The organism is Pseudodesulfovibrio sp. JC047 (assembly GCF_010468615.1).
Taxonomy (GTDB): Bacteria; Desulfobacterota; Desulfovibrionia; order Desulfovibrionales; family Desulfovibrionaceae; genus Pseudodesulfovibrio.
In genome coordinates this window covers 61,080-73,612 of the sequence record NZ_WUEH01000017.1, presented here as the reverse complement: position 1 = coordinate 73,612, position 12,533 = coordinate 61,080, and the positions used below count along the sequence as shown (strand labels likewise).

At 53.3% G+C, this 12,533-nt stretch carries 12 protein-coding genes; 5 read left to right on the top strand and 7 right to left on the bottom strand.

Features of this window, described 5'->3' with window-relative positions:
* Nucleotides 1–325: 325 nt before the first annotated feature.
* Nucleotides 326–1,660 (bottom strand): histone deacetylase, encoded by a 1,335-nt coding sequence (locus tag GO013_RS11995; RefSeq protein ID WP_163811426.1) that lies wholly within the window; start codon nt 1,658–1,660, stop codon nt 326–328.
* Between the two features lie 2 nt (nt 1,661–1,662).
* Nucleotides 1,663–3,366, bottom strand: coding sequence for a hydantoinase/oxoprolinase family protein (locus GO013_RS11990; RefSeq protein ID WP_163811424.1), 1,704 nt, complete (start codon nt 3,364–3,366; stop codon nt 1,663–1,665).
* A 193-nt stretch (nt 3,367–3,559) separates the two neighbouring features.
* Between GO013_RS11990 and GO013_RS11985 the strand changes: the two genes are divergently transcribed.
* From GO013_RS11985 to GO013_RS11975, 3 genes are all read left to right on the top strand, one after another.
* Entirely contained in the window at nt 3,560–4,420 is an 861-nt protein-coding gene (locus GO013_RS11985) for an NmrA family NAD(P)-binding protein (RefSeq protein WP_163811422.1), read from the top strand.
* Between the two features lie 273 nt (nt 4,421–4,693).
* On the top strand, nt 4,694–5,590 hold the full coding sequence (locus tag GO013_RS11980) for a zinc dependent phospholipase C family protein (protein WP_343219568.1): 897 nt from the start codon (nt 4,694–4,696) through the stop codon (nt 5,588–5,590).
* A gap of 114 nt (nt 5,591–5,704) precedes the next feature.
* Nucleotides 5,705–8,002 carry a PAS domain S-box protein gene (locus tag GO013_RS11975; protein WP_163811421.1) on the top strand — a complete coding sequence of 766 codons (2,298 nt, stop codon included), beginning with the start codon at nt 5,705–5,707 and terminating at the stop codon, nt 8,000–8,002.
* A 79-nt stretch (nt 8,003–8,081) separates the two neighbouring features.
* On the opposite strand, the gene GO013_RS11970 is transcribed toward GO013_RS11975, so the two are convergent.
* Both GO013_RS11970 and GO013_RS11965 read right to left on the bottom strand, forming a co-directional pair.
* Nucleotides 8,082–8,654 (bottom strand): flavodoxin family protein, encoded by a 573-nt coding sequence (locus GO013_RS11970; RefSeq protein WP_163811419.1) that lies wholly within the window; start codon nt 8,652–8,654, stop codon nt 8,082–8,084.
* Nucleotides 8,655–8,663: 9 nt separating this feature from the next.
* Nucleotides 8,664–9,173: a nitroreductase family protein gene (locus GO013_RS11965; RefSeq protein WP_163811417.1), complete on the bottom strand. Its 510-nt coding sequence runs from the start codon at nt 9,171–9,173 to the stop codon at nt 8,664–8,666.
* Nucleotides 9,174–9,349: 176 nt separating this feature from the next.
* Between GO013_RS11965 and GO013_RS11960 the strand changes: the two genes are divergently transcribed.
* Together GO013_RS11960 and GO013_RS11955 are read left to right on the top strand one after the other, a co-directional pair.
* Entirely contained in the window at nt 9,350–9,727 is a 378-nt protein-coding gene (locus tag GO013_RS11960; RefSeq protein WP_163811415.1) for a helix-turn-helix domain-containing protein, read from the top strand.
* A 72-nt stretch (nt 9,728–9,799) separates the two neighbouring features.
* On the top strand, nt 9,800–10,162 hold the full coding sequence (locus tag GO013_RS11955) for an Hpt domain-containing protein (RefSeq protein ID WP_163811413.1): 363 nt from the start codon (nt 9,800–9,802) through the stop codon (nt 10,160–10,162).
* A gap of 54 nt (nt 10,163–10,216) precedes the next feature.
* Here the strand turns inward: GO013_RS11955 and phoU are convergent, their stop codons facing one another.
* The 3 genes from phoU to GO013_RS11940 form a co-directional block, all read right to left on the bottom strand.
* Complete coding sequence (phoU, locus tag GO013_RS11950; RefSeq protein WP_163811411.1) at nt 10,217–10,882, bottom strand: phosphate signaling complex protein PhoU; 666 nt, start codon at nt 10,880–10,882, stop codon at nt 10,217–10,219.
* 26 nt (nt 10,883–10,908) lie between these two features.
* Nucleotides 10,909–11,670 carry a phosphate ABC transporter ATP-binding protein PstB gene (pstB, locus tag GO013_RS11945; protein WP_163811409.1) on the bottom strand — a complete coding sequence of 254 codons (762 nt, stop codon included), beginning with the start codon at nt 11,668–11,670 and terminating at the stop codon, nt 10,909–10,911.
* A gap of 118 nt (nt 11,671–11,788) precedes the next feature.
* Entirely contained in the window at nt 11,789–12,523 is a 735-nt protein-coding gene (locus GO013_RS11940) for an AMIN domain-containing protein (protein WP_163811407.1), read from the bottom strand.
* Nucleotides 12,524–12,533: the final 10 nt, after the last annotated feature.

The window sequence follows — 12,533 nt, the reverse complement described above, 5'->3', positions numbered from 1 at the left end:
AACCATCGACCAAGGAAGAAATTCGGATACAGGACAACCTGGGAAATCATTGAGGAGCAGGGACTTGCCGGGGTGTTAAGTTTGGTTTGACAATTTGCCCCTCGCAAAAAGCAGGTCGCCGTAAAGGCGAAACCTTTGAAATAATTCCGAATGACTCCCCACCGCGTAGCGCGCAAACCTCAATAAAAACGAAAAATTGGGCCTTTTCCTTCCCTCTTCTCTTTTCTTTTTTTCTCCCAAAAAAAAAGAAAGCCACCCCCCCCCCTTATGCGGAGTGGCTTTCCCCAAATAAATATCAGAAAGAGGCTCGTCAGAGCCTCTTCCCCTAAAAACCGTATCGTTGGTATTCTTTGTCGAGGCGATTTATCAGTTGAATATACCGATAATTCCCTTTGAGCTGGGCATCCTCGATGAGCTTGTATCCGTTGCGCCGACAGGCGGGACAAGCGTCAATAGGAATTTCTACCCCCAAACAGAGTGGGCCGGAGTCCGCGCGGGTTTCGACTTTATATAACCCACGGCAGGAATCGCAGACAGTGACGGATTCCTGCTGGACTTCATTGATTCCGTCAGTGTCATAATAAATCTGCCTGTGGCGAACGAGGGTGTCGCCTGAGAAAACGCCGCTTTCCCGATCGCCGGTTGCTTCGTATGACGGCGGGTCGAAATATAATCTCGGCAGATGATCGCAGAGCTTTTCAATGTACGCGGTTGTCTTCGCGTCCTGCGCGATCATGTCGGGATTGTAATTCGGTTCCTTGACGTGCGAATAATCCACGCCCGCCATGGCCAGACAAATGCCGAGATTGATGTATGGCAGCGCACCTTGAATGGAATAGCCACCTTCCAGAACCGCGATGTCCGGCTTGAGCATGTCGTTGAGTGCGGCATACCCCTTGGCTGAAAAGTTCATGTTGGTGATCGGGTCGGAAAAATGATTGTCCTGACCGGCTGAATTGATGATCAGATCCGGTTTGAAATCATCGAGAATTGGCATGACCACGCGTTCCATGGCCATGAGAAATCCCTCGTCCGAGGTGTTGGGCGGCAGCGGAATGTTCAGGGTCTTGCCTCTGGCATTGGGACCACCGAGTTCATGCGGAAAACCGGAACCGGGATACAGGGTCCGGCCATCCTGATGAATGGAAATGAACAAGGTATCCGGGTCGTTCCAGTAGACGTCCTGTGACCCGTCGCCGTGGTGACAATCCGTGTCCACGATGGCGACTTTCTTGCGGCCATATTTTTCGCGAATGTGTTCGATCATCACGGCTTCGATGTTGATCGTGCAAAAACCGCGAGAACCGTGCACGACCTTCATGGCGTGGTGCCCGGGGGGACGCACCATGGCGAACGCGCAATCCCGTTCTCCTTCCATGACCAGATCTGCTGCTTTTATGGCCCCTCCGGCTGAAATGAGATGGGAGCGGGTCGCTACACTTGGTACTTCGGGAAAACAGAAATGAACGCGCTCCACGTCTTCGATGGAGGCGACGTCCGGCTTGTATTCCCGCACGCCTTCGATATCGAAGATGCCTTCCTCGCGCAACTGGTCTTGGGTGTAGAGCAGTCGTTCCTGCCGTTCCGGATGTGTGGGGGAGATGGCCCAGTCAAAGGCCGGGAAAAAGATGATACCGAGACGGTTGGTGGATTTGAGCATGGTTATTTCCTCCCCGCGAGCGTCTTGATGACACCGGGTCTGACCTGACACTTCACGCGGATGTTCTTGCCGACCTGGTTTGACCCTTCAATCATGTTGAAACTGGACGCGTGGGTGATCTGTGCGTCTTCGGGCTGGAGAAAAACCCCCATGGAATCAAGTTGCATGGTCAGTTGATTGACCGCGTCCTTCTTGGCGTCCGACAGATCGTAACTGGTCGGGATGTTTTCGCGATAGGAAAGCGTCGGGATGAACATGACGTGGCGTTGCGTGTCGGCAAAGAGTTCCAGCTCCCATGTGGTGCGGGTGAGGGCCGCTCCGATGGCGTTGGCCACATCATAATTGTCCGGGACTTCGGTGGAAACCTGGAATCTTTGGAATAGTTCATTTTTCAGGGCCTGAGCCGGGCCGCCCATGAGATAGACCTTTTTGGGCACGATTTTCTTGGCATCGAGCAGCTCGTGAATGGTGTAGACCGGTTTTGAATTGATTTCGTCGATCAAGGAACGCGTGGCCGTGTAAATGGCGTCGGCAGCATGGGCCACGGCCTTCCGGGCCAGCACGTCTTCGGGAATGGAATGGTGCGTGGCAAAGGCAGTCATGGCCTGTTTCGAGGCAGCCACATCGCCGACTGCGGCGATTCCCTCGCAGTTGAGGGCATCGGTGAGGGTGACCTGTTCGCCGCCCATGCAGACAGATGGACCCACGCGACTGGGACCGACCCGAATATCGTCTCCCATGATGGAAATGGCGGAATCTCCGCCAATGCCGATGGAGTGGACTTTGAGAGCCGTGACCAGTGTCGGATGGGAACCGATGGAAATGCCTTCTCGTTCGATGAGAGGCGCACCGTCGGCAAAGACCGCGATATCCGTGGTGGTGCCGCCGATGTCGAGAATGACTGAGTCGTGAAAAATGTCGGTCAGGGCAATGATGCCCATCACGGAGGCGGCGGGACCGGAAAAAATGGATTGGACTGGCATGGTGCGTGATTGCTGGAGTGGCATGGTGCCACCGTCCGCCTTGAGCATGTTCACGGTGACGTGACCAAGTCCCATTTCAGCCAGGGCGTTTTCCACGGCTGTGGCAAATTCGTTGTAGAGCCGCCAGACCGCGCAGTTGAAATAGGCGGTGGCGACCCGGCGTGGAAAGTTGAGTGCTCCGCCGAGTTGGTGCCCGACCGTGACAAAATCCGTCACATCGCAGGCATCGTCTTCCTTGATGTCGCAGACCATGCGGCGGATGAAATTTTCGTGGCGCGGGTTTCTGGTCGAGAATTTGCCGACAGCGGCAAAGGTCTGGATGCCGTTTTTTCGACAGGACTCGATGGCCTCGACCAGATGGGCGATGGAGACGGCTCGGACTTCGTTGCCACGGTGATCAATGGACCCTTCGATGACATGAAAATTTTTGCATGGCATGAAGTTGTGCGGATCAATGCCGGGACCGGACGTGACGATGACGCCCACCTCTTCGGTTTTCCCCTGAACAATGGCATTGGTGGACAATGTGGTTGACAGGTTGAGTTGCGATACCGAGGTGTCGCCTATGCGGGACAGTATCGTTTTCAGGGCCTCTGTAACCGAGGACAGCAGATCCTCGTGCCGAGTGGGCACCTTGCAAGACGCGACCACTTGAACTCCCTGACTCAGGTCCATGGCCACAGCATCGGTATGGGTGCCGCCAACGTCAATTCCGAGTAACATTGTATCTCCTGAAATTTTCAAGCATGGGTTGGATTTAGCACTCCATGCGCCAAAGGCGCAACCATGGAATCGGTCAATGGTCGAAATCGGCAGAGGAATGGTCTTCGTGTTTGCCTTATGCCGTCATCTTCGTGTAGCCTGCACCGAAGTTAACAACAAGACCTTCGTCCAAGGCGAGGGGAGGAGCGTATACATGAGCAAGATTTTCATTCCGAGTGGCGCAGGACTTCTTGGAACAGCCCTGATTGATTCGCTTGACGGCAGGGCGGAAGTGGTTGCCGGCGTCCATTCCCAGGCCAGGGCTGACGCCTTGGCGAATTCGGGTGTCGAAGCCCGCGTGTTTGACTTCAAGGACGTGAATTCCATTGCCCGTGTCATGGCCGGATGTGATCGGGTCTTTTTGTCCATACCCATGCAGGAAAAATTGTCCCGGTACGGGCATTTGACCGTTGAAGCCGCGAAAAAGGCCGGTATTGAATATATCGTGCGTTCTTCAGGATATGGCGCCTCGTCTGATGCCCATTGGCGGCTTGGCCGGGAACACGGCATGGTCGATCAGTTCGTGGAGGATTCGAAGATCACGTACACCGTGCTTCGTCCCAATTGTTTCATGCAGAATTTTATCGGTCCGTATGCCGAGATGGTTCGGGCCGGTGTCATTGCCCTGCCTCAGGAGGCCGCTGCTGTCAGTTATATTGATGTCCGGGATGTCACGGACTGTGCGGCCCGGCTGTTGCTGGACAACACGGGATTTGAAAACAGTTTTTATGCCCTGACCGGTCCTGAAGGGCTGACGTTGTCTCAGGTGGCGGAAAAGATCACGGCGGCCATTGGGCGCACGGTCGAGTATGCCCCGGCATCCGAAGAAGCGTTTGTTCAGCTGTTGCAGGAGCAGGATGTTCCCCAGTGGAATAATGATATGTTGGTCAGTCTGACTCGGATTATCAAGCTTGGCATGGCCGACAATGTAACCAAAGCCGTGGAGTATGTGACCGGAAAACCGGCTCGGACATTTGACGACTTTGTGGCCGAACACGCCGCTGTCTGGAAATAGTACGCAGTAAATCACCGCACAGGGAAGAGCCTCCCTGTGCGGTTTTTTGTTCACAAGCGAACGGGAGCCGTGGAAAGTGTGGGGCTTCCGTTGTTTTGGGAAAGGTTGGGCAACATCGTGTTTTCCCCGAGTATTTTTCCCCTTTTTTAAAAACGCTTGTCTGACAGGGATAAAAAGGGACGGAGCCGGGGAGTGTCCGGCGGCATAAGCCCATCCGATTTTCATTGACTTTTCCGCACAGGGCCTTACGTTCTGCCGGTGAGCACATCGAAAGTGAAATATATTTTTGCCCTCATCATCAGTGGTTTCGTGATGCTGATTCCGGATCAGGCTTTTGCCTGGGGACCGGGTGTGCATCTCGCGTTGGGGAATTCTGTTTTGGCTGACGTGGGATGTCTTCCCCCATTGGTCGCAGCCTTGCTCGATCGATACAGAAACGCGTTTTTGTATGGATGCCTGTCCGCCGATATTTTCATTGGCAAGGGAACCAAGTTTCGCCCCGGCCATAGTCATAATTGGGTCACGGGTTTCAAGTTGCTCAATTCGGCCAAGGACGCTGAAGTTCAGGCCTATGCCTACGGGTATCTGACCCATCTGGCCGCTGATGTCGTGGCGCATAATTATTTTGTGCCGAACGCACTTATGGACATGAATTCCGGGTCCAAGTTGTCCCACGTGTATGTGGAAGCGCAGGCTGACCGGCGGTTCAGAAGGGAATTGGAAACCGCGTTGACCCTGTTTCGAAAACCCAATCGCGATTCGGACGATACCCTGCTTTCCACCATGGATAAACGGCGGTTACCGTTTGTGGTCAAGAAACAACTTATCAAAGGCAGTCTGACCGTGACAGGGCGCAAAGGCTGGGGGAATTCCCTGCGGCTGGCCGACCGTTTGGTGCCGGGATTGCGGGTTATGCGGGAATTCGAATCCATGTTCAGCCTGTCGGAAAATCTGGTGTTCAATTTTCTGAGTGATCCAAAAGCCTCTCCCGCCGTTTCCTTTGATCCTATCGGAAGCCGGCATTTGCGCCGGGTCCGGGAGATTCGTCTGCAACGGCAGGCCGGTGCCCTGATCCCGTCTGTTTCGTTCCTTCCTCATGACAGTTTGACGTGTATCAGCGTTCCCTCGACCCATGAGAGCACGCAGCTCGGAGTCACTGTCGTCGGCTGATTTTTTTGTCTCGGTCACCTGTTTTTTCAGAATCCATTTCACTTTGGACATACTTTTGGTATGGTGCCATACCGATGTCGTGTAACCTTCTGGCCATTATGGATTTTTATCACTATGCTCAAACGAGTTGTCTACCTGATTCCCCTTATTGCCGGTTTGGTTGTCGCAGCGATCGTTTTTTTTGGGTATGGTGCCGACAGGGATAACCATGTCGAAAAGAGTCGGGCGGAAGTGCTGCATGTCATGACTGACGTTGCAGCGAGGTTGGAGAACGCACTTGATGCGAAGCTTCATTTGATAACAGCCTTGCGGTCGTCGATTCAGGCCAACCCGGATATGCAGCCTGAGCTGTTTCAAACTTTGGCAAGGCGATTGCTCGTTCATGAGGGGAGTGTGCGTTCGGTCTGGCTTGCGAGAGACAATGTGGTGACCCATGTCTATCCGGCCATTGACGCGGATCATGCCATGGGGCGGCAACTCTTCAGCAGCGGGCCGGTTCAGGCTCGTGGTTTGGCCATGCGCGCGCAAGGAACCGGAGCCGTCCAGATTCTTGTTCCGGATCAGGATAACAAGAGCATTGTCGATATCATGTTTTTTGCGCCGGTTCTCGTGACCTCGTCGGACGGGGAGAGTCGGTATTGGGGGCAGGTCGTGATCTGTCTCGATCTTCGTTCCTTTTACAGTCGTGTGGGATTGTTTGATACCTTGCATGGGATTTTATTGGCCTTGCGAAAACCCGAAGTGCCTCCCTCCAAGGAAATGATTCTGGCTGGTTCGGCCATAGTTTTTGACATGGTTCCCTTGATTCAGACGATTTCGGTCCCGGCTGGAGTTTGGGAGCTGGCTGCGGTCCCGCAGGGAGGATGGTCTTCCTCGCCGTTGAAGGTGTATATTCTCGTGGGGGGCGGTATTGGTATCTTGTTGGTCCCAGCTTCCCTCTGGGCTGTTTTGGTCATGATCCTGGGTCGCCTCGCGGACCGTGAAAAATATCGAAATCTTGTTCAGCGTGCCAAATCCATTATTTTGCGGATTGATATGGCTGGAGAAATTGTCTTTAGCAATGAATATGCCGAGCAATTTTACGGGTATGAGTCAGGTGAACTCATTGGTAAGCCGCTGATTGGGACCTTGATTCCGAAAAAGGATATGGAAGGGCAGTCCATGAAACGGTACCTTGGGCGATTGCTCAAGAATCCGGCGGCCCATCCTTTCAACGAGATGATGAATATTCGGAAGAATGGGGAGATCGTCTGGGTTTCCTGGGCCAATGATTCGGTCTTGGCAGGGAACAATACCATGGTCGGATTGTTGTGTATCGGGACGGACATCACGGACCGCAAGCTTATGGAAGAGGCATTGCGTCAGCGGGAAAAGCAGTATCGACTGTTGGCCGAAAATGTCACGGATGTGATCTGGGGGTTGGATGCCGATCTCCGTTTTACCTACATCAGCCCGTCGGACGAAATGGTTCGTGGGTATAAACGGTATGATGTGTTGGGGCGTTTTCTTGATGAATTTTTGACACCCGTTTCACGAATGCGGTTCAGTGAAATCTTGCGTGTTTTGGAAGAACAGGCGGAAAATCCTGAGCAACCGCCCTCTGCCACTGAGGCATTGGAGTTCTTGTGTGCTGATGGTTCCACTGTGTGGTTGGAGTGTCATTTAGGCGTGCTCTTGAATGAGGACGGGGACAAGCTCGGTATTCAGGGCGTTGGTCGTGATATTACAGATCGGAAGCTGGCCGAAGCCCTGCGTGAAGACGTTGAGCGTATGGCACGGCATGACCTCAAAACCCCATTGGGTGCGGTGATCGGTCTTCCCGGAGAGATTCGGCGGCTGGGGGAATTGAATGACGATCAGGACGCCATGCTCGATACCATTGCCGATGCAGGTGAAACCATGCTTCAGCTTATCAACAGGTCACTTGATCTGTACAAGATGGAGCGGGGGACCTATGTGCTGACCAAAACCAAGGTCGATCTGTTGCGAATGCTGGAGCGTATCAAGGCCGAGGCCATGCCACAGATTCGGGGCAAGGGGATCAGTGTGGGGATTGAAGTTCAACCCAATGGTCGGGCCGATTCATTTATGGCGACGGTCGATAAGGAATTGTGCCGTTCAATGATATCGAATCTTGTGGTCAACGCCTTGCAGGCTTCTCCCGAGTCAGGGTCAGTGTCCATCGTCCTCAAAAAAACAGATGTGCTCTCGTTAATCATTCGAAATCAGGGCGAGGTCGCTTCTGCGCTTCGTGATATCTTTTTTGACAAATATTCGACCGCCAACACGCCCGGTGGATCAGGCCTTGGGACGTATTCGGCTCGACTTATCGCCCGGACTCATGGCGGAGATATTGTCGTGGAAACACATGTCTCCGGACAAACCAGTGTTGTCGTGACACTTCCCATATAAATCTGTCTTGTCTGTCCACAGTAAAAGCGTCCCCACGAATGTGAAGGCCCTTTTCTTGTGGAGCTGTCTCTGTGATGTTCTACGCAAGTTTTTTCATCAGCCACGCCATGTTTTTTCCGAGGATCTCCATGGTCTCCATGGCTTCCGTGTCCTGGGTCACATCTCCCTTGTTTAGGGCGAATCCCATGTTCCAGTAATGGGAGCCAGGAACGATCATTTGTCCGATGAAAAAGAATGAGTTCAGGGTGTTGAAGGTCTGCATCGCGCCGCCACGTCGGGCCACCACGACACTGGCACCGGCTTTACGGGCAAACATGTCGTCATTGGCCCTGTTGACCATACCGGCCCGGTCGATCAACGCGCTCATCTCTGTTGTCAAAGTGGCGAAATAGGTGGGCGAACCAAGGATGATTCCATCTGCATCATCCATGGCGGCGATACAGTCGTTCACAAAATCGTTTTTCACCACACATCGACGGTCCTTGTTCTTGAAACATTTCATGCAGGCGATGCAGCCATGCATCTTTTTACCGGCAAGTTCGATGAGTTCCGTTTCAATGCCCTCGGCCTCGAGTTCCGTAAAGACTCGGCGAATCATTTCGGCAGTGTTGCCGCCCTTGCGCGCCGATCCGTTAAAAGCAACGACTTTCATGCGTGTCTCCTAATAGCTGTTGTAATGAATCCGTTCTTTCTTGAAACGCGTTTGTGATGTGGGGGTCTGTGCCGGCCAGCCCATGGGGACAAATCCCAGAGGAATGACGTGATCGGGCAGGTCGCAAAGGTGGGTGAAGGCTGCCACGCGGTCTTCCAGTGGGTGAACTCCGGTCCAAACCGCTCCAAGTCCAAGTCCATGGGCGGCCAAAAGCAGATTTTGCATGGCTGCCGAGCAGTCCTGTTCCCAGAACCCGGGATATTTTTCCTTGCTCAGGTCGGCGCAGACAAGGATGCCCAGTGGGGCGTGTTTTGTCATTGAGACATGGGGATGAAAGGCTGCCACGGCATCCAGTTTTTCCCGGTCAGTGATAACGATAAATTGCCACGGTTGGGCGTTGCCCGCACTGGGGGCCATCATGGCCGCGCCCAAAATCTGTGTGATAGTTGATTCCGGTATGGCCTGGTCCGTGAATTGTCGGACACTTCTTCGTGTGAGCAGGGCATCCATGATATCCATGATTGTTTTCTCCTGTGGGTAGGGTGTCTCGTTCGTGTGCCATTCTTTTTTCGGCTAATGGTGAAAAAATGGCAAGTACGCACTTTAAAGTAGTATAGTTACCAAAAAGATACTATAGCCTGATTCTTCTGATGATATATGCGTGGGTAAATTTGGAGAAGTATAAAAGGTGAATCATGGGAACATCGTGTTCGATGAAGCGGTGCGGTGACAAAAAATATTTTTGTTCCGTCGAGTTGACGTTGCAGGTGATTGGGGGAAAGTGGAAGCCGATCATTTTGTATCGGCTGGGGAATGAAGGGGTTCTGCGGTTTAGCGAAGTGAAACGGTCCATTCCGAACATCACACAGAAGATGTTGACGCAGCAGTTGCGAGAATTGGAAAAAGACGGCGTGGTCCATCGAGAGGTCTATGCACAGGTGCCGCCGAAGGTGGAGTATTCGTTGACACAACAAGGTCAAAGCATCATGCCGATCATCGAGAGTTTGTGTCAGTGGGGTGAATCGTATGCTCATTGGCATGAAGAGCGGAGTGGAGAAAAACAGGCGGTGTAAGCCTGACTTTGGTGCTTTGTCTTCCCTCGTTCTGGCTTATGCGCTATGAATGGATATTCATGGAGGCCAGAAATGTCTGAATCACAGAGTCGTTCCAAAACTGCATACCCGATCCTTGAATTGGATGAGATTTGTGAACTCCTGGAGTTGTCGCGTGATGAAATTATGCTACTTGCCCCTCGTGCGCTGGAGGAAATCCGGCACCGTTTCAGTGCAGTGAAAAAAGGCCTTCAGGCCGAGGCGTGGGATGATGTTATTCTTCACGCGCATACCTTGAAGAGTGTGGCGGCATCCATTGGGGCCAGGGCCACGCGAGAAGTGGCTTTGTCGATCGAGTCGGCAGCCAAACGGGCGGACGCCGAGGCGTGTCAAGAACTGGTCAAAGAGCTTGACGCAGCGGTTGACCAGTTGGCGATTGAAATAACGGCATTGTAGGCCAGCAGAAAAAATCCCGGCACACGATACATGTCCCGGGATTGCGGGTGCAGGTTACCCCTTGCAGTTGTGTTTCATGCTGGTGCCTTCCACGATGAAAACCGCTGATTCCGACACATTGGTGGCCAGATCGCCGATCCTTTCGAGGTGTCGTGCGCCGATAATGGCATGGACACCGCGCTCGACAATGCGGGATTCCGTCACCATTTCCGAGACAAGCTGTCGCAGGATGGCGATATTCAGGTCGTCGGCCCGGTCATCCATCCGGCAGACCTTTTCGGCCAGGGTGACGTCGTCGTCGATATAGGCCTTGAAGGCGTCCGACAACATGTGCTTGACGATGGAGGCCAGCTCTTCCATTTTCGGATTGTGCGGCATGGGTGGACGGGTGGACAGAAACATGGCCCGGTGCGCCAGATTGACGGCTTCGTCGCCGAGACGTTCCAGATTGACCGTGATTCGCTGGGCACCGATGATGGTCCGCAGGTCAACGGCCATGGGCTGGTCAAGGGCGAGTAGTTCAAGGCTGAAGTTGTCGATATCATCTTCCATTTCGTTGATGACATCATCGCCGACGATCACTGCTTCCGCCAGATCAGCATCGTTTTCAAGATAGGCCTTGATCGCTTTGTGCACTGCGGACTCCGACAGGGCCGCCATGCGCAGGACCATGACTTTGAGGTCTTCGAGTTTTTTTGAGAAATGTGCGCGTTGTTCCATAGAAAAATCCTGTCCTTGGCGTCGGTTTAACCGAAACGTCCCGTAATGTAATCTTCAGTCTGCTGATTGGCCGGGTTGGTGAACATGGTCGATGTGTCGTCCATTTCAACGAGTTTGCCCATGTAGAAGAAGGCGGTTCTATCGGAGACCCGAGCCGCCTGCTGCATGGAATGGGTCACGATGATGATCGTGAATTCCTTTTTCAATTCGTGGATAAGGTCTTCGATTTTTTGCGTGGCGATGGGGTCCAGTGCCGAGGCCGGTTCATCCATCAGGAGTACTTCCGGTTCGACCGCCAGTGCGCGGGCAATGCAGAGCCGTTGCTGTTGGCCGCCGGATAGCCCCAGAGCCGAGGTGTGCAGCCGGTCTTTCACTTCATCCCACAGGGCCGAACTGAGCAGGCTTTCTTCCACTTTTTGTTCGAGAAACTGTTTGTCCTTGATCCCATTGACCCGCAGCCCATAGGCTACGTTTTCAAAAATGGATTTGGGAAAAGGATTGGGTTTCTGGAAGACCATGCCAATACGTCGACGCAGGGAAACCACGTCGATGCCCGGTGCATAGACATCCTGACTGTCCAGCGTCATGCGTCCATCGACACGGGTGCCGGGGATGAGGTCATTCATGCGGTTGATGCAGCGCAAATACGTGGATTTGCCACAACCGGATGGGCCGATGAGGGCCGTGACCCTGTTTGATTCGAATTGAATACTGATGTCTTCCAAGGCCTTGAACTCGCCGTAATGGAAGTCCAGATTTTCGGAAGCCACCTTGATAGAGGATGTCATGTCTGTGTGTTCTCCGTTCGAAAGAGCTGTTTCGTACCAGCGGTACGACGGACAACGACTACCGCCCGGCGGTTACGTCAGAATGACTTGAATGTGACAATTCAGTGACAGGTTGTGCCTATGGCATGACCACCGTGGCCGTCAGCGTATTTTTTGTGCTGGTGACTGTCGGGGTCAGCGGGTGCTGAAGTGGGGTGCTGAAGTGAACCACCATGCGGAGCTTGTCCGGGTGCTCACCAATGACGACATGTTTGACCGGACCCGATAACCGGATGACATTGGTCTTGTCATACTTCCATGGACCGATCAGATCAAAGACTAACCGCCGGGGATCAGTCAGGTTGAAATATCGGGTGTCGGTAACAGGACGATTGGATTGCACGGTGAGGATGAATCCCGTGTCGGTCTTCGAGACGGTGATGCCGTGGATGCGTCTGGATGTGTCCGTCTGTGCCTGTGAGGGCCTTTTTTGAGTGATTTGGGGTGCAGGTGTTTGGGAAAGTGGGGGTGTCTGTTTCGGTTCAGGCTCGGGTTTGGCCAGAGGTTTTTTCGGAGCGGATGCGGCTGTTGGCGAGGGAATAGACGGTGGCGTCGTGACGTTTTCTGGCAGTAAGATTGCCTCTGACTCTGGAATGATTTCAACGGCATCAATGTCCGATTCAACAGGGGGAATGGTTGCTTCGCTTCCATCGGGCAGCACCATAGGCAGCACGGTGAAGTCCACTTCCATTCGTACCTTGTTGCGCACTGGAGGTGCCGCTATACTCATTTGGGCAGTAAGCAGGCTCGCCACACAGAGCGTGGTCAGACACAGAACAGGGGGAAAAAACCATTTCCCGAATCGAATCAACATACGTATCCCT

Excerpts from the sequence above, each read along its gene's own strand:
- GO013_RS11990 (WP_163811424.1), bottom strand. The coding sequence starts at position 3,366 with ATGTTACTCGGAATTGACGTTGGCGGCACCCATACCGATGCTGTGGCC.
- GO013_RS11995 (WP_163811426.1), bottom strand. The coding sequence starts at position 1,660 with ATGCTCAAATCCACCAACCGTCTCGGTATCATCTTTTTCCCGGCCTTT.
- GO013_RS11955 (WP_163811413.1), top strand. The coding sequence starts at position 9,800 with ATGTCTGAATCACAGAGTCGTTCCAAAACTGCATACCCGATCCTTGAA.
- GO013_RS11970 (WP_163811419.1), bottom strand. The coding sequence starts at position 8,654 with ATGAAAGTCGTTGCTTTTAACGGATCGGCGCGCAAGGGCGGCAACACT.
- GO013_RS11960 (WP_163811415.1), top strand. The coding sequence starts at position 9,350 with ATGGGAACATCGTGTTCGATGAAGCGGTGCGGTGACAAAAAATATTTT.
- phoU (WP_163811411.1), bottom strand. The coding sequence starts at position 10,882 with ATGGAACAACGCGCACATTTCTCAAAAAAACTCGAAGACCTCAAAGTC.
- GO013_RS11940 (WP_163811407.1), bottom strand. The coding sequence starts at position 12,523 with ATGTTGATTCGATTCGGGAAATGGTTTTTTCCCCCTGTTCTGTGTCTG.
- GO013_RS11975 (WP_163811421.1), top strand. The coding sequence starts at position 5,705 with ATGCTCAAACGAGTTGTCTACCTGATTCCCCTTATTGCCGGTTTGGTT.
- GO013_RS11985 (WP_163811422.1), top strand. The coding sequence starts at position 3,560 with ATGAGCAAGATTTTCATTCCGAGTGGCGCAGGACTTCTTGGAACAGCC.
- pstB (WP_163811409.1), bottom strand. The coding sequence starts at position 11,670 with ATGACATCCTCTATCAAGGTGGCTTCCGAAAATCTGGACTTCCATTAC.
- GO013_RS11965 (WP_163811417.1), bottom strand. The coding sequence starts at position 9,173 with ATGGATATCATGGATGCCCTGCTCACACGAAGAAGTGTCCGACAATTC.